General features: G+C 54.3%; 26 protein-coding genes, 6 tRNA genes and 6 other RNA genes. 27 read left to right on the forward strand and 11 right to left on the reverse strand.

Annotation, left to right across the window (positions count from 1 at the left end):
- The first annotated feature begins 3 nt into the window (after positions 1 to 3).
- The 21 genes from cydX to LJN55_RS06525 all read left to right on the forward strand — a co-directional run bounded on the left by cydX (position 4) and on the right by LJN55_RS06525 (position 7,902).
- Positions 4 to 117: a cytochrome bd-I oxidase subunit CydX gene (cydX, locus tag LJN55_RS06425; protein WP_133845500.1), complete on the forward strand. Its 114-nt coding sequence runs from the start codon at positions 4 to 6 to the stop codon at positions 115 to 117.
- Positions 117 to 410 carry a cyd operon protein YbgE gene (ybgE, locus tag LJN55_RS06430; RefSeq protein WP_133845498.1) on the forward strand — a complete coding sequence of 98 codons (294 nt, stop codon included), beginning with the start codon at positions 117 to 119 and terminating at the stop codon, positions 408 to 410. The genes cydX and ybgE overlap by 1 nt, the downstream gene beginning before the upstream one ends.
- 249 nt (positions 411 to 659) lie before the next feature.
- The gene (gene ybgC, locus LJN55_RS06435) at positions 660 to 1,064 is read left to right on the forward strand and encodes a tol-pal system-associated acyl-CoA thioesterase (protein ID WP_133845496.1); all 405 of its coding nucleotides are present in this window, start codon (positions 660 to 662) and stop codon (positions 1,062 to 1,064) included.
- A gap of 5 nt (positions 1,065 to 1,069) precedes the next feature.
- On the forward strand, positions 1,070 to 1,747 hold the full coding sequence (gene tolQ / locus LJN55_RS06440) for a Tol-Pal system protein TolQ (RefSeq protein WP_171148735.1): 678 nt from the start codon (positions 1,070 to 1,072) through the stop codon (positions 1,745 to 1,747).
- A 13-nt stretch (positions 1,748 to 1,760) separates the two neighbouring features.
- Positions 1,761 to 2,189, forward strand: coding sequence for a colicin uptake protein TolR (tolR, locus tag LJN55_RS06445; protein WP_062748479.1), 429 nt, complete (start codon positions 1,761 to 1,763; stop codon positions 2,187 to 2,189).
- Positions 2,190 to 2,218: 29 nt separating this feature from the next.
- A complete protein-coding gene (gene tolA, locus LJN55_RS06450) occupies positions 2,219 to 3,472 on the forward strand; it encodes a cell envelope integrity protein TolA (protein WP_212815925.1) in 1,254 nt (417 codons plus the stop codon).
- Positions 3,473 to 3,581: 109 nt separating this feature from the next.
- Positions 3,582 to 4,874 (forward strand): Tol-Pal system beta propeller repeat protein TolB, encoded by a 1,293-nt coding sequence (gene tolB / locus LJN55_RS06455; protein WP_200641585.1) that lies wholly within the window; start codon positions 3,582 to 3,584, stop codon positions 4,872 to 4,874.
- Positions 4,875 to 4,918: 44 nt separating this feature from the next.
- On the forward strand, positions 4,919 to 5,431 hold the full coding sequence (gene pal, locus LJN55_RS06460) for a peptidoglycan-associated lipoprotein Pal (protein ID WP_133845490.1): 513 nt from the start codon (positions 4,919 to 4,921) through the stop codon (positions 5,429 to 5,431).
- A gap of 9 nt (positions 5,432 to 5,440) precedes the next feature.
- On the forward strand, positions 5,441 to 6,247 hold the full coding sequence (gene cpoB, locus LJN55_RS06465; RefSeq protein ID WP_159337428.1) for a cell division protein CpoB: 807 nt from the start codon (positions 5,441 to 5,443) through the stop codon (positions 6,245 to 6,247).
- Positions 6,248 to 6,411: 164 nt separating this feature from the next.
- Positions 6,412 to 6,487: transfer RNA gene (locus LJN55_RS06470), tRNA-Lys, on the forward strand.
- A gap of 12 nt (positions 6,488 to 6,499) precedes the next feature.
- A non-coding RNA gene (locus tag LJN55_RS06475) (RtT sRNA) lies at positions 6,500 to 6,613 on the forward strand.
- Between the two features lie 46 nt (positions 6,614 to 6,659).
- Positions 6,660 to 6,735, forward strand: a tRNA-Val gene (locus tag LJN55_RS06480).
- A gap of 4 nt (positions 6,736 to 6,739) precedes the next feature.
- Positions 6,740 to 6,815 (forward strand) — tRNA-Lys (locus LJN55_RS06485).
- Between the two features lie 12 nt (positions 6,816 to 6,827).
- Positions 6,828 to 6,941: non-coding RNA, RtT sRNA (locus LJN55_RS06490), on the forward strand.
- Positions 6,942 to 6,986: 45 nt separating this feature from the next.
- A tRNA-Lys gene (locus LJN55_RS06495) sits at positions 6,987 to 7,062 on the forward strand.
- Between the two features lie 37 nt (positions 7,063 to 7,099).
- A tRNA-Val gene (locus LJN55_RS06500) sits at positions 7,100 to 7,175 on the forward strand.
- Positions 7,176 to 7,179: 4 nt separating this feature from the next.
- A tRNA-Lys gene (locus tag LJN55_RS06505) sits at positions 7,180 to 7,255 on the forward strand.
- Positions 7,256 to 7,298: 43 nt separating this feature from the next.
- Positions 7,299 to 7,434, forward strand: a non-coding RNA gene (locus LJN55_RS06510) — RtT sRNA.
- 31 nt (positions 7,435 to 7,465) lie between these two features.
- Positions 7,466 to 7,590, forward strand: a non-coding RNA gene (locus tag LJN55_RS06515) — RtT sRNA.
- 31 nt (positions 7,591 to 7,621) lie between these two features.
- A non-coding RNA gene (locus LJN55_RS06520) (RtT sRNA) lies at positions 7,622 to 7,746 on the forward strand.
- A gap of 31 nt (positions 7,747 to 7,777) precedes the next feature.
- A non-coding RNA gene (locus LJN55_RS06525) (RtT sRNA) lies at positions 7,778 to 7,902 on the forward strand.
- A gap of 68 nt (positions 7,903 to 7,970) precedes the next feature.
- On the opposite strand, the gene LJN55_RS06530 is transcribed toward LJN55_RS06525, so the two are convergent.
- Positions 7,971 to 9,428, reverse strand: coding sequence for a DNA-3-methyladenine glycosylase 2 (locus LJN55_RS06530; RefSeq protein ID WP_227535879.1), 1,458 nt, complete (start codon positions 9,426 to 9,428; stop codon positions 7,971 to 7,973).
- A gap of 167 nt (positions 9,429 to 9,595) precedes the next feature.
- Here LJN55_RS06530 and LJN55_RS06535 point away from each other — a divergent pair, with 167 nt between their 5' ends.
- The 3 genes from LJN55_RS06535 (at position 9,596) to pnuC (ending at position 12,045) form a co-directional block, all read left to right on the forward strand.
- Complete coding sequence (locus LJN55_RS06535; protein ID WP_133841215.1) at positions 9,596 to 10,099, forward strand: methylated-DNA--[protein]-cysteine S-methyltransferase; 504 nt, start codon at positions 9,596 to 9,598, stop codon at positions 10,097 to 10,099.
- Positions 10,100 to 10,258: 159 nt separating this feature from the next.
- Positions 10,259 to 11,320, forward strand: coding sequence for a quinolinate synthase NadA (gene nadA, locus LJN55_RS06540; RefSeq protein WP_227535880.1), 1,062 nt, complete (start codon positions 10,259 to 10,261; stop codon positions 11,318 to 11,320).
- A 26-nt stretch (positions 11,321 to 11,346) separates the two neighbouring features.
- Positions 11,347 to 12,045, forward strand: coding sequence for a nicotinamide riboside transporter PnuC (gene pnuC, locus LJN55_RS06545; protein WP_227535881.1), 699 nt, complete (start codon positions 11,347 to 11,349; stop codon positions 12,043 to 12,045).
- 68 nt (positions 12,046 to 12,113) lie between these two features.
- Here pnuC and zitB read toward each other — a convergent pair whose 3' ends face one another.
- From zitB to LJN55_RS06565, 4 genes are all read right to left on the reverse strand, one after another.
- Positions 12,114 to 13,040, reverse strand: coding sequence for a CDF family zinc transporter ZitB (gene zitB / locus LJN55_RS06550; RefSeq protein ID WP_227535882.1), 927 nt, complete (start codon positions 13,038 to 13,040; stop codon positions 12,114 to 12,116).
- Positions 13,021 to 16,164, reverse strand: coding sequence for an ATP-binding protein (locus LJN55_RS06555; protein ID WP_227535883.1), 3,144 nt, complete (start codon positions 16,162 to 16,164; stop codon positions 13,021 to 13,023). Before LJN55_RS06555 ends, zitB begins: the two co-directional genes overlap by 20 nt.
- Positions 16,146 to 16,736 carry a response regulator transcription factor gene (locus LJN55_RS06560; protein ID WP_227535884.1) on the reverse strand — a complete coding sequence of 197 codons (591 nt, stop codon included), beginning with the start codon at positions 16,734 to 16,736 and terminating at the stop codon, positions 16,146 to 16,148. The genes LJN55_RS06555 and LJN55_RS06560 overlap by 19 nt, the downstream gene beginning before the upstream one ends.
- Before the next feature lie 116 nt (positions 16,737 to 16,852).
- Positions 16,853 to 17,185 carry a YbgS-like family protein gene (locus LJN55_RS06565; RefSeq protein ID WP_133841210.1) on the reverse strand — a complete coding sequence of 111 codons (333 nt, stop codon included), beginning with the start codon at positions 17,183 to 17,185 and terminating at the stop codon, positions 16,853 to 16,855.
- Between the two features lie 292 nt (positions 17,186 to 17,477).
- Between LJN55_RS06565 and aroG the strand changes: the two genes are divergently transcribed.
- Positions 17,478 to 18,530 (forward strand): 3-deoxy-7-phosphoheptulonate synthase AroG, encoded by a 1,053-nt coding sequence (gene aroG / locus LJN55_RS06570; protein ID WP_133841209.1) that lies wholly within the window; start codon positions 17,478 to 17,480, stop codon positions 18,528 to 18,530.
- Between the two features lie 73 nt (positions 18,531 to 18,603).
- Here the strand turns inward: aroG and gpmA are convergent, their stop codons facing one another.
- The 6 genes from gpmA to modE form a co-directional block, all read right to left on the reverse strand.
- Positions 18,604 to 19,356 carry a 2,3-diphosphoglycerate-dependent phosphoglycerate mutase gene (gpmA, locus tag LJN55_RS06575; RefSeq protein WP_012441996.1) on the reverse strand — a complete coding sequence of 251 codons (753 nt, stop codon included), beginning with the start codon at positions 19,354 to 19,356 and terminating at the stop codon, positions 18,604 to 18,606.
- 157 nt (positions 19,357 to 19,513) lie between these two features.
- Positions 19,514 to 20,545 carry a galactose-1-epimerase gene (galM, locus tag LJN55_RS06580; protein ID WP_133841208.1) on the reverse strand — a complete coding sequence of 344 codons (1,032 nt, stop codon included), beginning with the start codon at positions 20,543 to 20,545 and terminating at the stop codon, positions 19,514 to 19,516.
- Complete coding sequence (gene galK, locus LJN55_RS06585; RefSeq protein ID WP_456076155.1) at positions 20,539 to 21,690, reverse strand: galactokinase; 1,152 nt, start codon at positions 21,688 to 21,690, stop codon at positions 20,539 to 20,541. The genes galM and galK overlap by 7 nt, the downstream gene beginning before the upstream one ends.
- Positions 21,690 to 22,733: a galactose-1-phosphate uridylyltransferase gene (gene galT, locus LJN55_RS06590; protein ID WP_133841206.1), complete on the reverse strand. Its 1,044-nt coding sequence runs from the start codon at positions 22,731 to 22,733 to the stop codon at positions 21,690 to 21,692. Before galT ends, galK begins: the two co-directional genes overlap by 1 nt.
- Before the next feature lie 263 nt (positions 22,734 to 22,996).
- On the reverse strand, positions 22,997 to 24,472 hold the full coding sequence (modF, locus tag LJN55_RS06595) for a molybdate ABC transporter ATP-binding protein ModF (protein WP_133841205.1): 1,476 nt from the start codon (positions 24,470 to 24,472) through the stop codon (positions 22,997 to 22,999).
- Between the two features lie 19 nt (positions 24,473 to 24,491).
- Positions 24,492 to 25,271, reverse strand: coding sequence for a molybdenum-dependent transcriptional regulator (gene modE / locus LJN55_RS06600; protein ID WP_133841204.1), 780 nt, complete (start codon positions 25,269 to 25,271; stop codon positions 24,492 to 24,494).
- A gap of 147 nt (positions 25,272 to 25,418) precedes the next feature.
- Here modE and LJN55_RS06605 point away from each other — a divergent pair, with 147 nt between their 5' ends.
- Together LJN55_RS06605 and modA are read left to right on the forward strand one after the other, a co-directional pair.
- The gene (locus LJN55_RS06605) at positions 25,419 to 25,583 is read left to right on the forward strand and encodes an AcrZ family multidrug efflux pump-associated protein (protein WP_133841203.1); all 165 of its coding nucleotides are present in this window, start codon (positions 25,419 to 25,421) and stop codon (positions 25,581 to 25,583) included.
- Positions 25,584 to 25,735: 152 nt separating this feature from the next.
- A complete protein-coding gene (modA, locus tag LJN55_RS06610; protein WP_227535886.1) occupies positions 25,736 to 26,506 on the forward strand; it encodes a molybdate ABC transporter substrate-binding protein in 771 nt (256 codons plus the stop codon).
- Positions 26,507 to 26,549 lie beyond the last annotated feature (43 nt).

The raw sequence follows: 26,549 nt of genomic DNA on the forward strand, positions 1-26,549 counted from the left end.
ATCATGTGGTATTTTGCCTGGATTCTTGGCACGCTGCTGGCCTGTGCCTTCGGTATCATTACCGCTCTGGCGCTGGAACAAGCTGAAGCGTCAGCCGCGAGTAAAGAGGAACTGTGATGGGGGAGGGCATCGCTCGTCTCTATCAACTGATGGACAAGGGCCCGCTGAGGGCGCTTTCCCTGGTGGCCGCGTTACTGCTGGCGGGGTGTATGTTCTGGAACCCATCGCGCTTTGCCGCGAACAGCAGTGAGCTGGCTATCTGGCAGGGGCTGTTGCTGATGTGGGCGGTCTGCACGGGCGTAATTCACGGTGTGGGGTTCCGCCCGCATCGTCTACGCTGGCGCGGATTTTTCTCTCCACTTCCTGCCTTGTTAGTTGCCATGAGTGGCGTTGTTTTTTTCTTCCTCTGATCGTGCAGAGGGACAGATTCATCTGTCCCTCTGTTTTCCTCTTTGTCCCTCGCCATAATAAATGTCGCTGAAGCTATTTTTAGCTGCGTTTATGTCAATATTTGTCTAACAAATGTCCTGAAATTAGTGAAGTTGTTACGCAGGGATAATTATTTTCGTCAGCCTCTGGCAACCCATTCCCAACAGGTTAGCTCTTGCGTATAGTAGCAACGTTTTCCTGTACCAACGTTAGCATTACCGGGATGTAGAGTGAGTACAACGCTGTTTCGATGGCCGGTGCGTGTCTATTACGAAGATACCGATGCCGGTGGTGTGGTTTACCACGCCAGCTATGTCGCTTTTTATGAACGGGCACGGACTGAAATGCTGCGCCAGCGCCATTTCAATCAACAGGTTCTGCTGGAACAGCAGGTGGCCTTTGTCGTGCGTCGTATCACGGTTGATTACCTTGCAGCTGCACGCCTCGACGATATGCTCGATGTGCAAAGCGAGGTTATTGGCATGACCAGAACGACCATGACATTCGCACAACGCATCGTTAATGCAGAAGGCCGTGTGCTCAATGAAGCAGAGGTCCTGATCGCCTGCATCAATCCACATCTAATGAAGCCGATAGCGCTTCCCAAGTCTATTGTCGCGGAGTTCAAGCAGTGACTGACATGAACATTCTTGATTTGTTCCTGAAGGCGAGCCTTCTGGTCAAACTTATCATGTTGATATTGATCGGATTTTCTATCGCCTCCTGGGCTGTAATCATTCAGCGTACCCGTATTTTGAATGCGGCCACGCGTGATGCAGACGCCTTCGAAGATAAGTTTTGGTCCGGTATCGAACTGTCTCGTCTCTATCAGGAAAGCCAGGCCCGTCGCGATGAGCTGGGCGGTTCTGAGCAGATTTTCTATGCGGGTTTTAAAGAGTTTGCCCGTCTGCATCGTGCTAACAACCATGCGCCGGAAGCGGTCGTGGAGGGGGCGACGCGTGCCATGCGTATTTCCATGAACCGTGAACTGGAAGCGCTGGAAAACCATATACCTTTCCTGGGTACCGTAGGTTCCATCAGCCCTTATATTGGTCTGTTTGGTACGGTATGGGGGATTATGCATGCCTTCATCGCGCTGGGCGCGGTGAAACAGGCCACCTTACAGATGGTGGCACCGGGTATTGCTGAAGCACTGATTGCAACTGCAATTGGTCTGTTTGCGGCCATCCCTGCGGTCATGGCTTACAACCGCCTGACGCAGCGTGTGAACAAACTTGAGCAGAACTACGACAACTTTATGGAAGAGTTCACGGCTATCCTGCATCGTCAGGCGTTCTCTAGCGACGTAAGCAAGTAAGTCGGAGGTTAGCATGGCCAGAAGGCGTGGTCGCGGTCGCCGCGACGTCAAGTCCGAGATCAATATTGTTCCGTTGCTGGACGTGCTGCTGGTGCTGTTGCTGATTTTCATGGCAACGGCGCCGATCATCACTCAAAGCGTGGAAGTTGATCTCCCGGACGCTACAGATTCTAAAACCGTCTCCAGCGATGATAATCCTCCTGTGATTGTTGAAGTCGCGGGTGTCGGGCAGTACAGCCTGGTGGTCGATCACGATCGGATGGAGCAGTTGCCAGCGGAACAAGTGGTGGCCGAAGCGCAGCGCCGCATTACGGCTAACCCGAAAACGGTGTTCCTGATTGGCGGGGCCAAAGAGGTTCCTTACGAGGAAATCATCAAGGCGCTGAACTTGCTGCATCAGGCAGGCGTGAAGTCTGTCGGATTAATGACGCAGCCGATTTAATTCATTCGAACCGTTTTTGGGAACCGAGAGTGTCGAAGGCAACCGAGCAAGACGAAAAGTTAAAACGAGCGATAACAATATCAGTCATCTTCCACATTATTCTGGTGGCCGTGCTGGTATGGAGTTCGTTTGACGAAAACATCGACGCCAGCGGCGGTGGTGGCGGTAGCGATATTGATGCAGTCATGGTCGATCCTGGCGCGGTGGTAGAACAGTACAATCGTCAGCAAAATCAGCAGAGCGACAGCAAGCGTGCCGAGCAACAACGTCAGAAGCAGGCTAAACAGCAGGCGGAAGAGTTGCAGCAGAAACAGGCCGCAGAACAGCAAAGGCTGAAACAGATCGAGAAAGAACGTCTGCAGGCGCAGGAAGATGCCAAACAGCAGGCGGCAGAACAGGCCGCCGAGCAGAAGCAAGCCGCGGATGCGGCGAAGCAGGCACAGCAGGAGCAGAAACAGGCTGAAGCCGCCGCGGCAAAAGCCAAAGCCGATGCGAAAGCCCAGGCGGATGCCCAGGCGAAGTCTGCTGCTGATGCACAGAAAAAAGCTGCAGAAGAAGCGAAAAAAGCGGCTGCTGATGCGAAGAAAGAAGCCGAAGCAGAAGCGAAACAGGCCGCTGCGGAAGCCGCTAAAGTGAAAGCGGCAGCGGATGCAAAAGCCAAAGCGACTGCTGAGGCAAAAGCGGCGGCGGATGCGAAGGCTGCTGCTCAGGAAGCCAAAGCACAGGCGGCGGCTGAGGCGAAAGAAAAAGCAGCGGAAGAAGCCAAAGAGAAAGCGGCGACTGCTGCCAAAGAAAAAGCGGAAGCGGCTGCAAAAGCGAAAGCTGATGCCGCAGCGAAAGCCAAAGCCGATGCCGCAGCCAAGAAGAAAGCAGCAGCTGAAGCCGCGAAAGAGTCGGGTGATGTCGGTGACTTACTGGGTGACCTGACCTCAGGTAAAAATGCGCCGAAGTCGGGTAACGCTGCTGGCGGCGGTGGTGCTGCGGGGCAGGGTACGCAGAAAAAATCGGGTGCATCCGGTGCTGCTATCGACAGTTACCTCGGACAGGTTAAAGGCGCGATTCAAAGTAAATTGTATAATGCGGATACTTTCGCCGGGCAAACCTGCGATATCCGCATCAAACTGGCTCCGGACGGGCTGCTGATTTCAGCGACGACGGCCGGTGGTGATGCTGCGCTCTGTCAGGCCGCGTTAAGTGCTGCTCGTACTGCTAAAATTCCAAAACCGCCTACCCAGGATGTCTGGCAGGCGGTGAAAGAAGCGACAGTCGAGTTTAAACTGTAAGAATTCGGTCATCAGCGGCATGTTGAACTATGTTTTGCGTGCCGTACTCTTAGGTTTCTTGATACAAGGCTAATTATCGTGGGTGCTATGCCCGGATAAGGGAGAAAGAATGAAGCAGGCATTTCGTGTAGCGCTGAGTTTTTTAATGCTGTTTGTCGCGGTCGCGCATGCAGAAGTTCGCATTGAAATTACTCAGGGTGTGAATTCCGCACGTCCTATCGGCGTTGTGCCGTTTAAATGGGATGGTCCAGGTGCCGCACCGGAAGATATTGGTGGCATTGTTGCTGCCGACTTGCGTAACAGCGGTAAATTCAATCCAATCGATCGTTCACGTTTACCACAGCAGCCAACCTCTGCTGCCGAAGTGCAGCCCGCTGCATGGAGCGCGCTGGGCATTGATGCCGTCGTGGTAGGCCAGGTTCAGCCAGGTGCTGACGGCAGCTATACAGTTTCCTACCAGTTGGTCGATACCTCGGCTAACCCTGGCGCTGTGCTGGCGCAGAATCAGTTCAAAGTGACTAAACAGTGGTTACGTTATGCCGCGCATACGGCCAGTGATGAAAGCTTTGAAAAACTGACCAGCATCAAAGGGGCATTCCGTACCCGTATTGCTTACGTAGTGCAGACCAACGGCGGTCAATTCCCGTATGAACTGCGCGTATCTGATTACGATGGTTACAACCAGTTTGTTGTGCATCGTTCACCAGAACCACTGATGTCACCAGCCTGGTCTCCAGACGGCAGCAAAGTGGCTTACGTGACCTTTGAAAGCGGTAAGTCTGCGCTGGTTATCCAGACGCTGGCTAATGGCGCGATCAGGCAGGTTGCTTCGTTCCCACGTCACAACGGTGCGCCAGCCTTCTCCCCAGATGGCAGCAAACTGGCATTTGCGTTATCAAAAACCGGTAGCCTGAATCTGTACGTGATGGACCTTGGTTCTGGTCAGATTCGTCAGATCACTGATGGTCGTTATAACAGCACCGAACCAACCTGGTTCCCGGACAGCCAGAGTCTGGCTTACACCTCCGATCAGGCAGGTCGTCCACAAATTTATAAAATCAGCGCAAGCGGCGGTACAGCTCAACGTATTACCTGGGAAGGTTCTCAGAACCAGGACTCAGACGTCAGCTCTGATGGCAAATCAATGGTGATGGTCAGCACCAATGGCGGTGCTCAACACATCGCCCGACAAGATCTGGTAACGGGAGCCGTTCAACAATTAACGGACACGTTCCTGGATGAGACGCCAAGTCTCGCACCTAACGGCACAATGGTAATCTATAGCTCTACTCAGGGTATGGGTTCCGTATTGCAGTTGGTTTCGACGGATGGGCGTTTCAAAGCGCGTCTTCCGGCAACTGATGGACAGGTCAAATTTCCTGCCTGGTCGCCGTATCTGTGATGCATGTGTAAATATGTATGGCAAACTATAATAGGAATTAAACAATGCAACTGAACAAAGTGCTGAAAGGCTTAATGCTGGCACTGCCAGTAATCGCAGTGGCTGCATGTAGCTCTCATAAGAACAACAACAACGACCAGACTAACGGTCTTGGTGACGGTTCTAACAGCGGCATGAACAGCGGTAACATGTCTTCTGACGAGCAGGCACGTCTGCAGATGCAAGAACTGCAGAAAAACAACATCGTATACTTCGGTCTGGACAAGTATGACATCGCTTCTGACTTCGCTCAGATGCTGGATGCGCACGCTAACTTCCTGCGTAGCAACCCATCATACAAAGTGACCGTAGAAGGTCATGCGGATGAGCGCGGTACACCTGAATACAACATCGCCCTGGGCGAACGTCGTGCTTCAGCTGTTAAAATGTACCTGCAGGGTAAAGGCGTTTCTGCTGACCAGATCTCTATCGTTTCTTACGGTAAAGAAAAACCTGCAGTACTGGGTCACGACGAATCAGCTTATGCTAAAAACCGTCGTGCAGTACTGGTTTACTAAGAGAATCACATGATTAGTAGCTTCAGAACTCACCTGTTGAGTCTGTCGTTACTGGTTGGCGTAGCGGCCCCCTGGGCCGCTAATGCCCAGGCAACAATCAGTAACGTTGGCTCCGGCTCGGTTGAAGACCGTGTCACTACACTTGAGCGTATTTCTAATGCTCAGGCGCAACTCCTCCAGCAACTTCAGCAGCAACTTTCCGAAACTCAAAATGATATTGACTCACTACGTGGTCAAATTCAGGAAAACAGCTATCAGCTGAATCAGGTTGTGGAGCGTCAGAAAGGACTTTACCAGCAGATTGACAGTCTCAGCAGCGGTGGTGCAAACGCCGGTGCAGCGGCCGCGTCAGGTGCGGGTGCGGCAGCCGCCGATACGTCCTCTGACGGCAGCAATGCAGCGGCAGCAGCTCCTGCTGCCGCTGCTGCCCCAACCCAAAGTGGGGATGCGAATACCGATTACAATGCGGCAGTGGCGCTGGTACTGGAGAAAAAACAGTACGATCAGGCTATCGCAGCATTTCAGTCCTTTGTGAAGAAATACCCGGATTCGACTTTTCAGCCTAACGCGAACTATTGGCTTGGTCAGTTGAATTACAACAAAGGCAAAAAAGACGATGCCGCGTTTTATTTCGCGACTGTTGTCAAAAATTACCCAAAATCACCGAAGAGTGCAGATGCGCTGCTGAAGGTGGGGGTGATCATGCAGGAAAAAGGCGACAAGGCGAAAGCCAAAGCGGTCTATCAGCAGGTGGTCAAACTGTACCCTAACAGTGAAGCCGCAAAACAGGCACAAAAGCGCTCAGCGGCACTCTGATTGGCGTGATTGAGCTCATTTTAGCCTGAAATATGGTCTTACCGCGTGAAAGCTAAGCAGTTGAACAACTTATCCTGAAATAGTGGTTGCGCTGGAAATTCAAATCAGTAATATATGCCGCCGTTGCCGGGGGATATGTTAAGAGACGCCAGCAGCACAAAAGCGGGTCGTTAGCTCAGTTGGTAGAGCAGTTGACTTTTAATCAATTGGTCGCAGGTTCGAATCCTGCACGACCCACCACTATTAAGTTTTAAACGGTGTAAACCGTGAAGGATGAGAACCGTAAAAAGTTCGAGTCGAGCGAAAGCGAGACAACGTTGCTTCAGCAACGGCCCGTAGGGCGAAGTCATCCTGCACGACCCACCACTATTCAGTTTTAAACGGTGTAAACCGTGCTTTGAAGTTTTGATATGGGTGATTAGCTCAGTTGGTAGAGCATCTCCTTTACACGGAGGGGGTCGGCGGTTCGAGCCCGTCATCACCCACCATATCGGGTCGTTAGCTCAGTTGGTAGAGCAGTTGACTTTTAATCAATTGGTCGCAGGTTCGAATCCTGCACGACCCACCACTTCAAAGTAGTAAGCGGTGTAAACCGTGAAGGATGAGAACCGTAAAAGGTTCGAGTCGAGCGAAAGCGAGACAACGTTGCTTCAGCAACGGCCCGAAGGGCGAAGTCATCCTGCACGACCCACCACTTCAAAGTAGCAAGTTATAGCGTAGTCCAGTTTTACCGCATTGCGGGTCGTTAGCTCAGTTGGTAGAGCAGTTGACTTTTAATCAATTGGTCGCAGGTTCGAATCCTGCACGACCCACCATCTCTTAAGAGATAAACATGCGTAGCAGTTCTGATATGGGTGATTAGCTCAGTTGGTAGAGCATCTCCTTTACACGGAGGGGGTCGGCGGTTCGAGCCCGTCATCACCCACCATATCGGGTCGTTAGCTCAGTTGGTAGAGCAGTTGACTTTTAATCAATTGGTCGCAGGTTCGAATCCTGCACGACCCACCAATTCAGAAAAAAGCGCCTAACAGGCGCTTTTTTCGTTTCTGTGCGGTGAAGCTTAACGTGCAGGATGAGAACCTGCAGCAGGTTCGACAAAATTGCACTGCAATTTTGTGCTGATGCGCCAGCATCACCCGCAGGGCGAGCATCAATATGATGCGAGGCATATCCTGCACGACCCACCAATGTAAGAAGGCGCCCTAAAGGCGCCTTTTTGCTGTCTGCGATTCGTGTAGGGTGAGAACCTGCAGCAGGTTCGAGTCGAACGCAGTGAGACAGCGTTGCCAAAGGCAACGACCCGGAGGGCGAGGCAAAGCCGAGTCATCCTGCACGACCCACCAATGTAAGAAGGCGCCCTAAAGGCGCCTTTTTGCTGTCTGCGATTCGGGCAGTATGAGAACCTGCAGCAGGTTCGAGTCGAACGTAGTGAGACAGCGTTGCTGAAGGCAACGACCCGGAGGGCGAGGCAAAGCCGAGTCATCCTGCACGACCCACCAATGTAAGAAGGCGCCCTAAAGGCGCCTTTTTGCTGTCTGCGATTCGTGTAGGGTGAGAACCTGCAGCAGGTTCGAGTCGAACGCAGTGAGACAGCGTTGCCAAAGGCAACGACCCGGAGGGCGAGGCGAAGCCGAGTCATCCTGCACGACCCACCAGTGTAAGAAGGCGCCCTAAAGGCGCCTTTTTGCTGTCTGCGATTTGAGTGTCCGGTCGCCCCGTTCCTTTATACCAATTTTCCACTGTGCCAGATATGCATCACCGCATAGCTGCGCCACGGACGCCATGCTTGTGAACGCTCCTCCGCCTGTTTAACGCTAAGACCACCGAGATTATTGCGTACCACAATATCTCCCGCCGGAAACGCGTCAGGCCAGCGTAATGCGCGCATCGCGAGGTATTTCGCCGTCCAGTCACCAATGCCAGGCAAGGCTAACAGTTGTGCAATCGTATCGTCAGGATTGCTGACGATATCCAGTTGCAGTTTCTCCAGAGCACACTGTTCCGCCAACGCCAGGATACAGCGGGTGCGGGCACTGACAATCCCCAGGCGGGCAATCTCATCCACACTGCATTGCGCCACCCGGGCTGGCAGGGGAGAAAGATGTGTCAGTTCGGCAAAGGGCGTAGTGATCTTTTCCCCCAACGCGGTGGCGAAGCGTCCACCCAACGTAGCAGCGGCTTTCACGGTGATCTGCTGGCCGAGAATCGCACGCACGGCCATCTCAAAACCGTCGAACGCACCGGGAACCCGTAATCCGGGATGCGCCAGCACTGAGGCGTGCAGCAACGGGTCCTGTCCCAGGTGTTCTGCAATCAGGTCAGGGCGGGCATTCAGGTCAAACAGATTTCTCAGTCGGCGCAGCAGCACAGGCAAAACGGCATTCAGTGAATGTGTGAACTCAACCTGCAGCATATTTTTCTCTGCCTGCTGCGTCACTCTTATCCATCCATAATGCGGCCCCAGACGCACGGTACGGGCATAACTGACATCATCTACACTCTCTACGCCCAGCAGCGCACGACGGCGCAGGAAGGCCAGCATCGCCTCCCAGTCATAAGGAGGGCGATAGCTGAGCTGCAATGTTGACGTGTCGTTGCTGTCGATGCCTCCTTCTCTGATCTTCATGTTCTTACGCAAATGCGAAGGGGGCATACGATACTGGCTGCTGAACGCAGCGTTAAAACGACGCAGGCTGGAAAACCCACTGGCAAACGCAATTTGCGTGACGGGCAAATGGGTTTCGCTCAATAACTGTTTAGCCAGCAGCAATCGCCGGGTTTGGCGTAACTCCTGTGGCGAAACGCCCAGCTCTTTATGAACAATGCGGCGAAGTTGACGCAGACTGAGATGAAAACTGGCAGCAATCTCTTCCAGGCTGTCGACCTGCTCAATCATCCCTTCATCAATACGCTGCATCAACCGTTCGGCAATACGCTGACTGTGATCGACAGGCGCATGGCCGGGAGCCAGCTCGGGTCTGCAACGGAGGCAGGGCCGAAAGGTGGCTTTTTCTGCCGCTTCAGCGCTGTCGAAAAACAGGCAGTTCTCCGCACGTGGTGCCTTCACCGGGCAAACGGGACGACAATAAATGCCGGTTGAGGTCACACCCACGTAGAATATGCCGTCAAAACGCGCATCGCGTGAGGTGAGGGCGCGGTAAGCTGAGATTGGGTCAATCATCGTTATGTCCTGTCGCACAGAATTCACTTCAGATTAGGTGTTTAGCGCATCCAGTACTCGCCGTTTGCGGACACAACATTATTCTGTACTGATGTCCGAAAACGGCCAGTGATATGCCATCCCCAGGGCATAATAGCGCGTACCCCAGACAGAGAAGGAGAGGGAAGATGGCTTTCTACTATAAAATGATGCAATCCCCGGTTGGTGAGTTGAAACTGGTGGCAAGCGAACAGGGTCTCGCCGCTATTCTGTGGGAAAATGATGATCCCAAACGTGTGCGCTTCAGGCCACAGCTGGAAGACACCCACAACGCAACCTTGCTCGAAGCCGAACGGCAGCTGCGCGAATATTTTGCCGGCCATCGCCAGCAGTTCAGCTTGCCGCTGGATTTCATCGGCACGACGTTCCAGAAGCAGGTCTGGGCGGCGTTGATCACCATCCCCTTTGGTGAAACGCGCAGCTACGGGGAAATCGCCCACCAGATCGGCAACCCCAACTCTGTTCGTGCAGTGGGCGCAGCCAATGGAAAAAATCCACTCTCAATTATTGCCCCTTGCCACCGGGTGATTGGCGCCAATGGTAAACTGACCGGATTTGCCGGTGGCCTGGCAGCCAAAGCCTTTTTACTGCGTCTGGAAGGGGGGCAGTTGTGGGCGGAGGAGTCTCTTTGATGATCGGCATCACATCCTGAGGCAAAAGTTAGAAATCCGGCGACATAGGTTCATTTTTCAGCTATCGTGTTTAGCATATAAAACAAACCAGCCGTAGAGTTGGCACCAGATGGGCCTTCTACGTTAATTCGGTTAAGTTGAAGAAACGAGAGTTGCCTTATGAGCCTGATGTTTGATCCCGAAGCCGCTGTTTACCCCTTCCCGCCAAAACCGGCACGTTTATCTGTTGATGAAAAACAGTTCTACCGTGAAAAAATCAAACGCCTGCTGAAAGAGCGTGATGCGGTCATGGTCGCTCATTATTACACCGATCCGGAAATTCAGGCCCTGGCAGAAGAGACCGGTGGCTGCGTCTCTGATTCTCTTGAAATGGCGCGCTTTGGCAGCCAGCACTCTGCTTCCACCCTGCTGGTTGCTGGAGTGCGTTTTATGGGCGAAACGGCCAAGATCCTCAGCCCGGAAAAAACCATTCTCATGCCAACCCTTCAGGCCGAGTGTTCACTCGATCTCGGCTGCCCGATCGAGGAATTCAGCCAATTCTGTGATGCCCATCCTGATCGCACCGTGGTGGTGTATGCCAATACCTCTGCGGCGGTAAAAGCCCGTGCTGACTGGGTGGTGACCTCCAGTATTGCTGTGGAATTGATTGAGCATCTCGACAGTCTGGGAGAGAAAATTATCTGGGCTCCCGATCGCCATCTTGGACAGTATGTCACGCGAAAAAGTGGCGCAGATGTCATTTGCTGGCAGGCGGCCTGTATCGTTCATGACGAGTTTAAAACGCAGGCACTGCAGCGCATGAAGATACTCTACCCGGAGGCGGCGGTGCTGGTGCATCCTGAATCCCCGCAGGCGATCGTCGAGCTGGCCGATGCCGTTGGCTCTACCAGTCAGCTGATCCATGCCGCGCAGACGATGCCGCATAAGCAGATGATCGTCGCCACCGATCGCGGTATTTTTTATAAAATGCAGCAGGCGTGTCCGGACAAAGAATTGCTGGAAGCGCCGACGGCAGGCGAAGGTGCCACCTGTCGCAGCTGTGCTCACTGCCCGTGGATGGCGATGAACGGCCTGAAAGCGATTGCTGATGGTCTGGAGCAGGGCGGCAGTGAACATGAGATTTTTGTTGATGAAGCACTACGTCAGGCCGCATTGATCCCGCTGGATCGTATGCTAACCTTTGCGGCAGATCTTAAGCTCAAGATCAAAGGTAATGCTTAATTTATAAAATTACAGGATGTCGCAATATGGATTTTTTCAGTACCTCAAATATTCTGGTTCATATTCCTCTCGGGCAGGGTGGCTACGATCTGTCGTGGATTGAAGCGATCGGTACCATTGCCGGTTTGCTGTGTATCTGGCTGGCCAGCCTGGAAAAAATCGTTAACTACGCCTTTGGTCTGATTAACGTCACGTTGTTTGCAGTGATCTTCTTTCAGATCCAGCTTTATGCCAGCCTGCTGCTGCAACTGTTTTTCTTTGTTGCCAATATTTACGGATGGTACGCCTGGAGCCGGCAAACCAGTGATAATCAGCAGGCGCTGAAAATACGCTGGCTACCGATGCCTAAACTGCTCGGCTGGGGCGCGGCAATTGTCGTGGCGATTGCTCTGATGACGCGCTATATCGACCCGGTATTTGCTTTCCTGACCCACACCGCCGTATCGCTGATGCAGGGGCTGGGCATGAACGTGGTCATGCCGCAGCTACAGCCCGATGCGTTCCCCTTCTGGGACTCCTGCATGATGGTGCTGTCGATTGTGGCGATGGTATTGATGACGCGTAAATATGTCGAAAACTGGCTGCTTTGGGTGATTATCAACGTGATCAGCGTGATAATTTTCGCCCGCCAGGGGGTTTATGCGATGGCGCTGGAATATGCCGTGCTGACATTAATCGCCCTCAACGGTTCGTGGCTGTGGGTGAAAAGCGCCCGTCAACGCTGATGCCTGGCTCAGGGCAGACCGTCTGTTTTGGTCTGCCCTGAGCCACGGATACCCTCATTCCAGGCATCTCAATGATGGTGATGTGTGCTGTGGTTCTCCTGAACCCCGTGCAGGCCACAGTCGTCATCTTCACAGCGCTGATACTCCATCTGTACCGTTGCATGCGCAATATGATAGTGCTGACGCAGATAATCCTGAATGCAGTGCAGCAGAGCATCATGATCCCGCGGGGGAATCACCTGGACATGCAGCATAATCACCGGTTTCTCCCCCACCTGCCATAAATGCACATGGTGCACGTGACGGACTTCAGGAATGCTGCGGACCAGGGCGCGTTGCAGCTTATCCACGTCAATATCCCGTGGTGCACCTTCCAGCAATTCGCGACCGCTCTCTTTCATCAACGCCCAGCCACTGCGCAGCACCAGTAACGACACCAGAATCGATAAAATAGGGTCGATGGGCGTCCAGCCGGTGAGCATGATGATCAGTGCAGCAACAATGGCACCGACTGAGCCAAGCAGATCGCCAAGGACATGCAGTGCTGCGGCCCGCACATTCAGGTTCTTCTCTTCACTGCCGCTGCGCAGCAGCCAGAGCGACAGCAGGTTCGCCAGCAGCCCGCCGATAGCAATGATCAGCATCATACCTCCTGCAATCGGCTGCGGTTGCCGGAAACGCACCAGCGCTTCCCAGACAATCAGGGCAGTAATGACCAGCAGGGCGATCGCATTCACAAAGGCGGCAAGCGTGGTTAAACGCAACAGACCAAATGAGTGCTGTGCCGTCGGTTTGCGCCGGGAAAACTGGGTAGCGAGCAGCGCCAATAGCAGTGCAGCGGCATCGGTGAGCATGTGCCCGGCATCGGCCAGCAGCGCCAGCGAGCCTGAGATCAGTCCACCCGCGACTTCCGCCACCATAAAAATGGCGGTGACGGCGAAAGCGGCCAGCAGACGGGATCGGTTGGTGTCGGTTTCACCGTGGTTGTGAGCCATAAGATTCCAGTTGAGTTAATAACTTATCGCTTAATGATATCAATAAAGTTAGCGCAGATTTAGGGGGCTGATGGTTTTTTGCCGACTGAATGATCTGCTGGCAAAGTCGTTCCCCTTCGCTATAACCCAGCAGCAGCCAACTTCCCTTCATCCGGTGAGCAGCGCTCTCAAGTGCAGGCCAGGCCTCAGCGGCAATGGCTTGATTCATCGCCTCGACATCGCGCGCTAATGTCTCACTCAGTGTCTGGCAGAGGCGCTGAAAATAGTGCACGTCATTGTGGGCAAGCTGGTTCAGACGTTGGGTGATATCCGCAAACAGGTCCGGTGCATCGGCCTGCAACAGCGTAGCGATATCCGCAAGAGACACGGGCTTGAGCAGCAGATGATCGGCAACCTGCTGTGCCTGCGGATGGTTAAGAATATGCGCATCAGCCGAACAGAGCACAATGCGCGTACGGTGCGGCTGATGGCGTTCGCGGCGGCGCAGGATTTTTGCCAGCGTCAGGCCATCCGGATGAGGCATGCTGAAGTCGATAAACAGCAAATCCCATTGCGCCTGTTTTGCGGCATCCAGCAGTGCGCGTCCATTGCCGAAGGTGTCAGCCTGAATGCCACAGTGTGCCAGCTGCTGCTGCATCACCAGTAGGTTAGTGGGATGGTCATCGATAATTGCCGCGCGTAAATGGTGGGCCATCGCCGCAACAGGACCCGCCTGTGACGCCACAGGCTGCGGTGGATTGATCACCTGCCACGGCAGCGTGACGCTGACACAGGTGCCTTCGCCAGGTGCCGATTGCAGGTCAATGGTCCCGCCCATGCGACTCACAATTTCACGGCAGATAGAGAGCCCCAGCCCGCTGCCCTGCACTGACAGTTGACGGCCGGAAGGCGTCTGATACCAGGGTTCAAACAGCCGTTGCTGTTCAGCCAGAGGAATGCCGCTGCCGGTATCAGTGACCCGCAGACAGAGGCGGGGCGGATCCTCCAGCGCGGCCAGCGTCAGATGGATCTTGCCTTGCGGGGTAAACTTAATGGCATTCCCCATCAGATTATTGGCGATCTGTTGCAGACGCTCACCATCAATCAGCACCCAGTCGGGCAGGGTCGTCAATGCACTGACGTTCAGCTGCGGTCCATTACGGCGAATAAGAGGGGGATAAAAAACGGCCAGATGCTTCAGCCAGCTTTCCGGTTCCAGCGGGCGCGGCACCAGGTTGAAGCTGTTGCTCTCTACTCTGGCATGATCCTGGAGATCATTGAGCAGCGTCAGCAGGCTGGCAGCGCTGCTGTAGATCAACGATAAATTATGGCGCTGGGGTTGTTGTACCAGCTCCAGTTCAAGCAGTCCCAGCACTGCCTGCATTGGCGTGCGCAGCTCGTGGCTGACAGTGGCCAGGAACTGGCTTTTCATGCGGTTTTCCCGAAGAGCCACTTCACGCTCCTGCTCCAGCCGTTGCCGCTGCTGACGTTCACGACGCTGGTCAAGATAGCGTCTCAGCAGCAGGATCAGCAGGAAGACAATGGCAAACAGCGCCGCCACCAGCACGAACAGCGATATGGGTCGCATGGCTCCCTGATGACCGTCATCAACACTTTCCGGTGTGCTGCCCCAGTTTTCCCGCAGCCGCTGCCAGCTTTCCGCCGGAATCTGTTGCAGGCTATTGTTCAGTAATGCCCGCAGTAGCGGCTGGTCAGGGGCAATGCCCAGGGTAATGGGCCAGGCAGTATCACTGGCAGTAAACGCCAGTTGCAGCGTATTGACATAACGGCTTTGGATACGCCAGCGAGCCGACAGCACATTGTCCACCAGTGCATCAATCTGACCGCTGGCCAGCGCGTCATACAGGCGGGTTGTGTCATCGAACACCTGAGGCTCGGTGCCCGCAGGCAACAGGCGGGAAGCAATATCGCCACGCTTTACCCCGATGCGCTTGCCATTAAGGTCTGCCCAACTACTGATGCTCTGTTCCGATGGGCGAACGTAAACGCCCCATAGCGCTCGCCAGACGGGCTGCGTATTATTCAGCATGGCGTCATTGCCGGTCAGGGGTAACGTCAATTGGATCAGGGCACGACCCTGCGTCACCAGCGTACCCGCCTGCTGAGCATTGCTGACCCAGTAAGGCTGGAAGCGCAATCCGGTGAGCTGGCCAATGCTGTTGAGCAGATCCACACTGTAACCGGCGGGCTGACCGCTGGCATTGCGGTAGCTCCACGGATAATCATCACTGACGGCGGCGTAAATAATCATCGGATGTTCGGCGATCCAGCTGCGTTCCATCGGAGTGAGCCGGGCGGTATTACTGTCCTGATAGCGCGGCAGTGTGCTACTCCAGCGTGCCTGGATGCCGTTGACTACCTCCATAGGGAGCTGACGAATGGCATCGTCCAACTGCTGCGTCAGTGCCGGACTCCGGGTTACTGCTCTGATTTGCAACATACCCGGATCAAGGGGCGAGGCCAGTTGGTAAATTTCACCCTGCTGTAACTGACCAAGCAGGAAACCTGCGCTGGTTTCATCCGCGACCACATAGTCACTGTGCTGATTCAACAGACCTGAGAGTGCCTGAACATCGCTGTCAACGATCTGCCAGCGATGCTGTTGGACAAAGGCGGGATTGACGCGTGCCAACGTATCACGGCTGACGCTGATGCGTGCTTCGCTGGAATTAAACATCACCGGACGCAGATTGTTGCGATTACGATAGATGCGCAGTGGGCTGCTAAACCAGGGCTGTGTGGCGCTGATGCCGGGGGGCAAAGGGTGCTGAGGCACGCCGAACAGCACGTCCACTTTCCTCTGCTGTAAGGCTTCCAGCATATCGGGCAGGCGATTAAAGCCCTGTACGCTCATACTCAGGCCACTGGTTTGCTGTAACGCCACCAGATAGTCTGCATTAATGCCGTAAAGATCGTTGCCCACCACCATATTCCACGGAGAACTGCCGCCAACCAGCACACCAATGCGCAGGTTTTTTAACGATTCTGACGCAGGCGAGGCCAGCGGCATCATCTCCTGTGGCAGGGCAATACTGCTGATGGGCCGCAGACTGGCGCTGACGCTACTGACGAACAGCAGCAGGATAAGCAACAGTGGTCTGGCTATCACTGGCGCGACTGCCACAGCTGTGCCAGTTCAACCACCGACTGTGCCCCGGTTTTATCCATAATATTCTTTTTATGCGTGCTGACCGTTTTATTGCTGATATGCAACTGTTCGGCAATTTGCAGATTGGACTTACCCCGTGCCAGCAGAGCAAGGATCTGCAACTCTTTAGCGGTGAGCTGTTCATGCAGCGTTTCATCCTGCTGCTGGGCAGGGAAAGCCCGTTGTCCCCCCAGCACGGCGAGTACGGCCGATAACAGCTGGCTTAAAGGCTGGCGTTTTGCCACAAAACCCGATGCCCCAGCCGCTTCTGCCAGACGCGGCCAGACACGCTCTTCCTGCGCTGAGTAGATCACCACGGGCAGTGAGGGGGCAAGCCGTTTGATACGTTTAAGCAGTTGCAGACCGTCGCTGTCAGGCAGACCAATATCGAGTATCACCAGGCTGACACGCTGACTGTCGAGTAACGCCAGTGCATCCTGCTGATTTTCAGCAGACAATAAAGTCAGAGGGAATGGCGCATGAACCAGAGCGGCTTCCAGTGCAACCTGCACCAGCGGGTGATCGTCAATCAGCAGCAACGTGGCCATGAAAAAGTCCGAAGTGAAACAGGGGATTCAGGATAGCTGATGGGATGGCCGAAGAAAACGAGAAAGAAAAAAGGAGAGCACCCGCTCTCCTTTAATGAATCTGACGTTATAACAGATTACTGACTGGTACCATCGGTTTTGGTATCAGCTTCATTACCGACTTTTTTGTTGATGTCGGGGCATTTGCCATCTTTACATTGGGTATTTTTATTCACTTCATCCGCACTCATGCCTTTATGGTGCTTCATATCTTTGTGCGTACCCGTACCGTCAGTGTTAATTTTACTGTTATCAACGTTATTTGGGGCAATTTTTTCATTAGAACCTGGGGCCACTGCACCGGCATCTGCGGCTGCATTCGCTGAACCGTTATTATCGGCAGCCATTGCCGCACCGCTGCCCAGGGTCATTGCTGCTGTCAGAAATACGATTGCAAACTTATTCATCATTATGCTCCGTTAATTATTGAATGTTGCCTGACTCATTAACTCGATTCGATGAGTTACGCGATTTCATTATCTTCAGAATAAAATCCTGTAAAAAGGTCAGGGTGAAATCGTAAGTGGTACAAATGCGTTTAATGCAAGAGTTAACGAGTAAAAGTGTAGTTCACGACAGGGATAAATCAAATCTGAGTGTGGGTTAACCAATGTAATGCGATTTACAGGGCTGGGGAGTCGCGATAGATTGGAGGCGATGCGCCTGGTGTGCAGTACGGCAATGAAATAACATGGAAATATTATGAATTATCAGAACGATGACTTAAGAATCAAAGAGATAAAAGAACTTTTACCTCCGGTTGCGTTATTTGAAAAATTCCCTGCCACGGACAAAGCGGCCAGCACCGTTTCCCAGGCCCGTCAGGCCATTCATCATATTCTGAAAAAACAGGATGACCGTCTGTTAGTGGTGATTGGTCCCTGCTCGATTCACGATACGGCGGCGGCCAAAGAGTACGCCTCCCGCCTGCTATTGCTGCGTGAAGAGCTGAAAGACTCGCTGGAAGTCGTGATGCGCGTCTACTTTGAAAAACCGCGCACCACGGTGGGCTGGAAAGGGCTGATCAACGATCCCCATATGGATGGCAGCTTCCAGATCAACGATGGCCTGCGCATCGCACGTCAGCTGCTGCTGGAGATCAACGACAGCGGCCTGCCAGCGGCGGGGGAATTCCTCGATATGATCACCCCGCAGTATGTCGCCGACCTGATGAGCTGGGGCGCCATTGGCGCACGTACTACCGAGTCTCAGGTGCACCGTGAACTCTCGTCCGGCCTTTCCTGCCCGGTAGGATTCAAAAATGGTACTGACGGCACCATCAAGGTCGCCATTGACGCCATCGGCGCAGCCAGCGCCCCTCACTGCTTCCTTTCGGTGACCAAATACGGGCATTCGGCGATTGTTGAGACCGCCGGTAACGAAGACTGCCATATTATCCTGCGTGGCGGCAAAGAGCCTAATTACAGTGCTCACCACGTCAGCGCCGTAAAATCCGGCCTGGAAAAAGCCGGTCTGGATCCACAGATAATGATCGACTTCAGCCATGCCAACAGCAGCAAGCAGTTTAAAAAGCAGCTGGAGGTGTCAACGGATGTGGCACAGCAGATCGCGGGCGGCGATCGCGCAATCATTGGTGTGATGATCGAAAGCCATCTGGTTGAAGGAAATCAGAGCCTGGAGAGCGGTGAGCCGCTGGTCTATGGCAAAAGTGTCACCGATGCCTGTATTGGCTGGGAAGATACTGAAACCGTGCTGCGTCAACTGGCGGATGCGGTGAAAACACGTCGCGGTTAATCCGTTAACGTACATAAAAAAACCCGCCGTCTGGCGGGTTTTTTATATCAGCGAATCCTCTATTGCTAAAGGATTACTTCGCTTTACCCTGGTTAGCAACGGCAGCGGCTTTCGCAGCAATCTCGTCAGCATCACCCAGGTAGTAATGTTTAATAGGTTTGAAGTTTTCATCGAACTCATACACCAATGGCACGCCAGTTGGGATATTCAGTTCCAGGATCTCTTCTTCGCTCATGTTGTCCAGGTATTTCACCAGCGCACGCAGGGAGTTACCGTGGGCGGCGATAATCACTTTCTCACCGCTTTTCATGCGTGGCAGAATAGATTCATTCCAGTAAGGCAGCACGCGATCGATGGTCAGCGCCAGGCTCTCGGTGGTTGGCAGCTGTTCAGCGGTCAGTGATGCATAACGTGGGTCGTGGCCTGGGAAACGCTCATCCGCACGATCCAGTTCTGGTGGGGTCACGGCAAAACCACGACGCCATTGCTTAACCTGCTCATCACCGTACTTGTTCGCGGTTTCAGCTTTATCCAGACCCTGCAGCGCACCATAGTGACGCTCGTTCAGGCGCCAGGATTTCTCCACTGGCAGCCACACCTGGTCCACTTCATCCAGGATGTTCCACAGCGTGTGGATGGCACGTTTCAGCACAGAAGTGTAAGCGAAATCGAAGGTGAAGCCTTCTTTCTTCAGCAGCTGACCAGCAGCTTTCGCTTCGGTGCGGCCTTTGTCTGACAGATCAACGTCATACCAACCGGTGAAACGGTTTTCATTGTTCCACTGGCTTTCGCCGTGACGTACCAGAACCAGCTTAGTTACAGCCATAGCTTAACTCCTTAATAACTTTACGTTTCTATGATAATGGTGACCGGTAAACTGCCGGAGACGACAACGCGGCAATTTTAATGTGCATTACCATAGCTGAATTCTGCGCAGCGCGTAAGTCCGTAACGCTCGCGATGCGCGATTTTCATGCGCTTTGTCAAACCGCAGTCAGTTGATAACGCGTTATTGACTGATACGATTCACCTGGTTGCAGCCAGCAGTCGGGCTGAGGCCACTCAGGATGATTAGGCGAGTCGGGTAAGAACTCACTCTCCAGCGCAATACCCTGGAAAGCAGTATAGACGCCCTGTTCGCGCGCCGGAGTACCTTCCAGATAATTCCCGCTATAAAGCTGTAATGCCGGGGCGCTGGTAAAGACATTAAGTTGCAGTTTGCCATCGGCAGACCACAACGTGGCAGCGGGCTGTGTCGCGCTGTCATTTAACAAATAGGCGTGATCGTAGCCTTTTACCGCACGCTGATCGGCATCACTGAGGAAATCCTGTGCAACCGATTTTGCCTGGCGGAAATCAAAACTGGTCCCTGCCACGGCTTTCAGCGGTGCATTGGGAATGCCTTCGCTATCCACCGGCAGATAATGATCGGCATTCAGGTACAGGCGATGCTGACGTGCATCACCGTGTTCCGCATCCAGATTGAAATAGGCATGATTCGTCAGGTTAACCGGGCAGGCTTTATCCACAGTGGCGTCATAATGAATCGACAGCATGTTGTCATCATCCAGATGGTAGCGCAGCGTCACCAGCAGCGTGCCCGGGAATCCCTGATCGCCATCGGGAGAGTCCAGGCGATATTCCACTTCGCTGTCGCTTTGACCAACAATCTGCCAGCGACGGTTGTGGAAGCCCTCAGGGCCTCCGTGCAACTGATGCGCACCCTGATTGGCTGTGAGCGCGATGCGCTGGCCGTCATGCTGCAACTGTGCGTGGGCAATGCGGTTGGCATAGCGGCCTACGGTCGCACCTAAGTAAGCGCTCTGTGCCAGATAGTCTGACGGCGTGGCGCAGCCGAGCAGCGCCTCACGAACGTGACCATCGCCCATCGGGACCCGGGCAGAGAGCCAGGTGGCACCCCAGTCCATAAATGTCGCGACCATCCCATTGCGATTGCGCAGGGTAGTGATGCGCCACGGTTGCCCATCGGGCGCGTGAGAATTTGGGGTTAGCATTCGCCGGCTCCTGCTGAGGCTTTGCAGACGTAGAAGGTCTCTTTAATGCCAGATTTTACTTCGTACTGTTCTGCTACGGCGGCTTTGACCTCGTCCACCAGATCGAACGGCATCAGCGCTACGATGCAACCCCCGAAACCACCGCCGGTCATGCGCACGCCGCCGCGATCGCCGAGCGTGGCTTTGACAATCTCAACCAACTGGTCGATCGGCGGTACGGTGATTTCGAAGTCATCACGCATTGAGGCGTGCGACTCGGCCATCAGCACGCCCATGCGGGCCAGATCGCCGCGCGCCAGGACATCGGCGGCTTCAAGGGTACGAGCGTTTTCCGTCAGAACATGACGAACACGTTTGGCCACCAGCGGATCAAGCTGATCCTGCTGCGCGGTAAACTGGCTCAGTTCCACATCACGCAGTGAGGTTTCGCCGAAGAATTGTGCTCCGGCTTCACACTGCTGGCGGCGCGTATTGTATTCACTGCCTACCAGGCTGCGGCGGAAGTTGGAGTTGATAATGACCACCGCGATATCGGATGGCATCGGCACCGGGCGCGTGCCCAGCGTGCGGCAATCGAGCAGCATGGCGTGATCTTTCTCACCCAATGCCGAGATCAGTTGATCCATAATGCCGCAGTTACAGCCGACAAACTGATTCTCAGCTTCCTGTCCGTTTACCGCAATGGCGGCACCGTCCAGAGGCAGTTCATACAGATGCTGGAACACGGTACCGACGGCCACTTCCAGCGAGGCTGAGGAACTTAATCCGGCACCCTGTGGCACATTGCCGCTGATCACCATATCGGCACCGGCAAAATAGGGTGCACGCTTCAGCAGGTGTTTTACCACGCCGCGTACATAGTTAGACCACATCTGATCCGGGTGGCTGACGATCGCTTCATCCAGCGAGAAAATGTCCTGCTGATTGTCATAGTCGGCGGCAATCACCCGCACCTGACGGTCGCTGCGTTTTGCACAGGCGATAACAGTCTGGTAGTCAATGGCACAGGGCAGCACAAAACCGTCGTTGTAGTCGGTATGCTCACCGATCAGGTTGACGCGGCCCGGTGCCTGAAGGGTATGGGTTGGCGCGTAGCCGAACACGGTACTGAAAATCTGTTGGGTAGCGGTCTGTAAGCTCATGATTATTCCGCCTCACGGAAATGAATATCGCTGACGGCGCGCAGACGTTCTGCTGCCTGCTCGGCCGTTAAGTCACGTTGGGTTTCAGCCAGCATTTCATAGCCGACCATAAATTTACGCACCGAGGCTGAACGCAGCAGCGGTGGATAGAAATGTGCATGTAGCTGCCAGTGGTCATTGGCATCGTCATTAAACGGCGCGCCATGCCAGCCCATGGAATAGGGGAAAGAGCACTGGAACAGATTGTCATAGCGACTGGTGAGCTTTTTCAGCGCCAGCGCCAGATCGCTGCGTTGTGCCTCGCTCAAGTCGGGCAGGCGCTTCACGTGGGCTTTCGGCAGCAGCAGTGTTTCAAACGGCCATGCCGCCCACCACGGCACCACGGCCAGCCAGTGCTCCGTTTCCACTACGGTACGACTGCCATCGTTCAGCTCGCGAGCCGTGTAATCAACCAGCATCGGGGAGGCATGTTTCGCAAGATACGCGCGTTGCAGATCGTCTTCACGCTTCGCTTCATTCGGCAGAAAACTGTTGGCCCAGATCTGGCCATGCGGATGCGGGTTAGAGCAGCCCATTGCGGCGCCTTTGTTCTCGAACACCTGTACCCAGGGATAGTGCTGGCCCAGATCCGCCGTTTGTTCCTGCCAGGTTTTTACGACATCGACCAGGCCTGCCAGCGTCAGTTCGGGCAGCGTTTTGCTGTGGTCCGGAGAGAAGCAGATCACCCGGCTGGTGCCGCGTGCGCTCTCGCAACGCATCAGGATGTCGTCGCTCTCTGGCGCATCCGGGGTGTCGGTCATCAACGCAGCGAAGTCGTTAGTGAAAACGTACGTGCTGGTGTAATCGGGATTTTTATCCCCGGTCACACGGGTATTTCCCGGGCAAAGGAAGCAATCGGGATCGTGTGCAGGCAGTTTTTCCTGCGACGGTGTTTCCTGTGCACCCTGCCATGGTCGTTTGGCACGGTGAGGGGAAACCAGAATCCACTGATCGGACAGCGGGTTATAACGTCGATGAGGGTGATCGACCGGATTAAATTTCTGCATGTTGTGTCCTGATAACCGGGTTTATGCATTTCTGAACTGCAAAGAAAAATAGCACAATCTACGCACTGAAAGCGTGATCGAGTTTGTATAAATGGAATCGTTTACACAAGCTGAAAAATCCGAAGTATCAATAAAAATAGTGCGGGCTTGGAGAGTTATCAGGCAGAGTGGGGTGAATAATGGTAGCGGTTACACCAAAAGAGCAACGGTCAGGTTGCCACGAGCTGCAGGGGTCGATCGTTTTTTCCGATCGACCCGAAAGGTCAGAGTGACAACGCGTCCTGCGTGTAACGATATCCCTCGCCATCCGCGACAAAGCTCAGACGATGAGTAATGCACTGCGGAGCATCCTCCGCATGGTGCGAGACAAACAGCAGTTGGGTACGGCCTTCTCCAATCAGCACATCAACGAAGCGGCGCACCAGCAGGCGATTTATCGGGTCCAGGCCTTGCAGAGGTTCATCGAGGATGAGCAGCGCCGGATGTTTCACCAGCGCCCGGGCGATCAATACCAGCCGTTGCTGACCCCAGGAGAGATCGTGGAAAGGGGAATCCGCCACGGCTCCGCTCATGCCCAGCAGCGCCAGCCACTGTTTTGCCAGCGCCTGCTGACGGTCGGACACCGCCTGATAAATCCCGATGGAGTCAAAGTAGCCGGAAATCACCACATTGCGCACGCTGCTGCTGACACGATAGTCGAGATGCAGACTGCTGCTGACATAACCAATATGCTGTTTGATATCCCAGATAGTTTCCCCGCTGCCACGGCGGCGGCCAAACAGCGTCAGATCGTTGCTGTAGCCCTGCGGGTGATCGCCTGTCACCAGGCTGAGCAGTGTCGATTTTCCGGCACCGTTAGGGCCGGTGATCTGCCAGTGCTGGCCACGTTCCACCTGCCAGCTGAGAGAATGCAGGATGGGACGGTCGTTGTAAGACACCACGCCATCGCGCAGCGTAATCAGCGGTGCGTCCTCCGCCAGTAATGGGATCGCGCTGGCATCATCGGCTTCCGGCAGTGTCATGCCCGCCAGCTGTTCACTGTGCGCCAGCTGCGCCACCAGCGCTTCCGCCAGGATCGCCTGCCGTTCACCGGTGTGGGTCAGGGTGCATTCAGCCAGCACGCCCACCCGATCGATGAAATCAGGAATATCATCAAAACGGTTAAGCACCAGCACCACCGTTAATCCCTGCTGTTGCAGGTTGCCGAGGACATCGGCAAGGTTGGCGCGTGACGCCACATCTAAACCGTCAAACGGTTCATCGAGGATCAGCAGATCGGGCTGCGCCATCAATGCCTGACAGAGCAGCGTTTTGCGGGTTTCCCCGGTCGAGAGATACTTAAAACGGCGTGTCAGCAGGTGCTCAATACCAAACTGAGCAGCCAGTTGCTGGCAGCGAACGTTATCGCGTACCGCTTCCTGAATAATTTCACTGGCAGTGAGGCCGGTATCGTCTTCATCAGCACTCAGCAAATCGGTGTTATTACGCTGCCATTCATCGGCTACCAGTTTTTGTAACTGCTCCAGCGATAAACGGGTGGGGCGTTGAAACTGGCTGGTCACGCTGCCTTTCGAGGGCGGCAGTTCACCTGAGAGGGCGCGGGCCAGTGAGGACTTACCGCTACCGTTAGCGCCGACAAACGCCCAGCTTTCACCGGCCGTCAGGGTCAGGTCGTTGAGGTTAAGTACCCGGGTATCGTTCAGACGGAAGATACCCTGGCGAATCTGCAATACTGGCATTCTCGTTTCCCTTTTCGATTCACAGTAACGTCGCGATGATGACGCGGTCGGCATTAAAACTGGCGGTCACAGTGGCGCCCGGTTCGATTTTTTGCTGCACAATATGCAGATTATCCACGGTCGCGCACAGGATTTCACCGCCTCCCACGGCAATCAACACCTCGCTGTGGGTTTCCCCCTGCTCAATCTGACTCACGGTTCCGGCCAGCTGATTATCCGCCTGGGTGGGAGCGCGAGTCACCTCAATCCACGGCGCTTTAATCAGCACCAGCACCTCTTTGCCGTGGGTCAGTTGCAGACGATTGGCACTTACTTCCGTCAGGGCGACCTGGATTTGTGTCTGCCCGTCGGCCAGTTGCACTCTTATATGCTGCTGCACCGGACGCTCATCGCGGGCGATAAGCGTGCCGAAAAGCTGATTGCGTGCGCTGGTTTGCAGTGAAAAGCGCGCAATGGCACCTAACAGACTGCCTGGCAGTGCGTCATCCTGCAAGACATCAAACGCTTTTTGCTGAATCTGCTCCAGCAGGGCATACAGTTGCAGCAGGCGCTCGCCGTAGGCGGTGACCACGGCACCGCCGCCGCCTTTTCCTCCGGTGGCGCGATCCACCAGCGTCCGGTCGGCCAGCTGATTCATTTCGTTAATCGCATCCCAGGCACTTTTATAGCTGATGCCCGCAAGTTTGGCACCCTGGCTGATCGAGCCACTCTCTTTCACCTGGCGCAGCAGTTCAATACGGCGTGGGTCGGCAAACAGTCGTTGTTGCAGTTTCAGGATCAGGGAAATATCGGCCTGCATAGGAACTCCGGAAGGGGGCAAGATAAAGGGTCTGGGTTGATTCTATCAGTGCGCGGCAAATAAATTGCGCACGAAGGCACAAAAGGTCAGTGCTTTCTTAACCATGCCCGCTACAATGCTTCTTTTGTCCCGTAAGATGAGGTTTCCATGCTGGAGTTACTGAAAGGCCTTGCCGTTGCCATTATCATGGTGCCAATCGTCATGGCGATTATCCTCGGTCTGATTTGGGGTCTGGGCGAAGTATTCAACGTTATTTCCAAAATTGGTCACCGCAAAGACCAGCCAGCGAAAAAAAACCAGATTACCCAGTAAATCTCTCCTGTTTCTGATCGGCGCCCGGCTCTGCCGGGCGTTGTCGTTTCTGCCCCACTAAACTTCTCGCCTCAGATGCCGATAATTACGGTTACAGATCCCAGTGCATCGTTATATTATTCAGTACATAACGAACCCACTGGAGAGAAAACATGTCTGTAAAATGGAATCACTGGCTGGCCGCCGCCGCCGTCAGTCTGAGCGTGGGTGGCCATGCCATCGCGGCAGAAAACGTGACTGTATTTGCGGCAGCTTCACTGACCAATGCGCTGCAGGATATTGCCAGCGAGTATGAGAAGGGCAAGGACGTGAAAATCGTCTCTTCGTTTGCCTCCTCATCAACGCTGGCTCGCCAGATTGAGCAGGGTGCGCCGGCCGATCTGTTTATCTCTGCCGATCAGCAGTGGATGGACTATGCCAGCGAGAAGAAAACGATCGATAATGGCAGTCGTGTGACCCTGTTGGGTAACGACCTGGTGCTGGTGGCCCCAACGGCCAGTCAGCCACAGCCGGTGAACATCAGTAAAACAACCGACTGGAAAAGCCTGCTAAAAGGTCAGCGTCTGGCCGTCGGGGACCCGGACCATGTTCCTGCGGGAATTTATGCCAAAGAAGCGTTGCAAAACCTGGGCGCATGGGAGCAACTTTCCCCGGTGATGGCGCGCAGTAACAGCGTGCGTGCGGCGCTGGCGCTGGTGGAGCGTAACGAAACCCCTTACGGAATTGTTTACGGCTCTGACGCCATAGCCAGTAAGAAAGTCACCGTGGTCGGCATCTTCCCGAAAGAGAGCCATAAACCGGTTGAGTATCCGCTGGCGATCGTCACCGACCATAACAATGCCCGTGTGAAGGCGTTTTATGACTATCTGAAAGGGCCGGAAGCGGCGGTTGTGTTCAAAAAGTACGGGTTCGCGCCATTATAATTGCAGGTTAAAAGATAAATTAACCAAAATATTTTAAGCTGCA

This window comes from Erwinia rhapontici, assembly GCF_020683125.1.
Taxonomy (GTDB): Bacteria; Pseudomonadota; Gammaproteobacteria; order Enterobacterales; family Enterobacteriaceae; genus Erwinia; species Erwinia rhapontici.

What these genes read in the sequence shown, in the direction of transcription:
- cydX (WP_133845500.1), top strand. Translation starts at nt 4, where the DNA reads ATGTGGTATTTTGCCTGGATTCTTGGCACGCTGCTGGCCTGTGCCTTC.
- ybgE (WP_133845498.1), top strand. Translation starts at nt 117, where the DNA reads ATGGGGGAGGGCATCGCTCGTCTCTATCAACTGATGGACAAGGGCCCG.
- tolQ (WP_171148735.1), top strand. Translation starts at nt 1,070, where the DNA reads ATGAACATTCTTGATTTGTTCCTGAAGGCGAGCCTTCTGGTCAAACTT.
- tolR (WP_062748479.1), top strand. Translation starts at nt 1,761, where the DNA reads ATGGCCAGAAGGCGTGGTCGCGGTCGCCGCGACGTCAAGTCCGAGATC.
- tolB (WP_200641585.1), top strand. Translation starts at nt 3,582, where the DNA reads ATGAAGCAGGCATTTCGTGTAGCGCTGAGTTTTTTAATGCTGTTTGTC.
- pal (WP_133845490.1), top strand. Translation starts at nt 4,919, where the DNA reads ATGCAACTGAACAAAGTGCTGAAAGGCTTAATGCTGGCACTGCCAGTA.
- cpoB (WP_159337428.1), top strand. Translation starts at nt 5,441, where the DNA reads ATGATTAGTAGCTTCAGAACTCACCTGTTGAGTCTGTCGTTACTGGTT.
- LJN55_RS06530 (WP_227535879.1), bottom strand. Translation starts at nt 9,428, where the DNA reads ATGATTGACCCAATCTCAGCTTACCGCGCCCTCACCTCACGCGATGCG.
- LJN55_RS06535 (WP_133841215.1), top strand. Translation starts at nt 9,596, where the DNA reads ATGGCTTTCTACTATAAAATGATGCAATCCCCGGTTGGTGAGTTGAAA.
- nadA (WP_227535880.1), top strand. Translation starts at nt 10,259, where the DNA reads ATGAGCCTGATGTTTGATCCCGAAGCCGCTGTTTACCCCTTCCCGCCA.
- pnuC (WP_227535881.1), top strand. Translation starts at nt 11,347, where the DNA reads ATGGATTTTTTCAGTACCTCAAATATTCTGGTTCATATTCCTCTCGGG.
- zitB (WP_227535882.1), bottom strand. Translation starts at nt 13,040, where the DNA reads ATGGCTCACAACCACGGTGAAACCGACACCAACCGATCCCGTCTGCTG.
- LJN55_RS06560 (WP_227535884.1), bottom strand. Translation starts at nt 16,736, where the DNA reads ATGGCCACGTTGCTGCTGATTGACGATCACCCGCTGGTGCAGGTTGCA.
- LJN55_RS06565 (WP_133841210.1), bottom strand. Translation starts at nt 17,185, where the DNA reads ATGATGAATAAGTTTGCAATCGTATTTCTGACAGCAGCAATGACCCTG.
- aroG (WP_133841209.1), top strand. Translation starts at nt 17,478, where the DNA reads ATGAATTATCAGAACGATGACTTAAGAATCAAAGAGATAAAAGAACTT.
- gpmA (WP_012441996.1), bottom strand. Translation starts at nt 19,356, where the DNA reads ATGGCTGTAACTAAGCTGGTTCTGGTACGTCACGGCGAAAGCCAGTGG.
- galM (WP_133841208.1), bottom strand. Translation starts at nt 20,545, where the DNA reads ATGCTAACCCCAAATTCTCACGCGCCCGATGGGCAACCGTGGCGCATC.
- galT (WP_133841206.1), bottom strand. Translation starts at nt 22,733, where the DNA reads ATGCAGAAATTTAATCCGGTCGATCACCCTCATCGACGTTATAACCCG.
- modF (WP_133841205.1), bottom strand. Translation starts at nt 24,472, where the DNA reads ATGCCAGTATTGCAGATTCGCCAGGGTATCTTCCGTCTGAACGATACC.
- modE (WP_133841204.1), bottom strand. Translation starts at nt 25,271, where the DNA reads ATGCAGGCCGATATTTCCCTGATCCTGAAACTGCAACAACGACTGTTT.
- LJN55_RS06605 (WP_133841203.1), top strand. Translation starts at nt 25,419, where the DNA reads ATGCTGGAGTTACTGAAAGGCCTTGCCGTTGCCATTATCATGGTGCCA.
- modA (WP_227535886.1), top strand. Translation starts at nt 25,736, where the DNA reads ATGTCTGTAAAATGGAATCACTGGCTGGCCGCCGCCGCCGTCAGTCTG.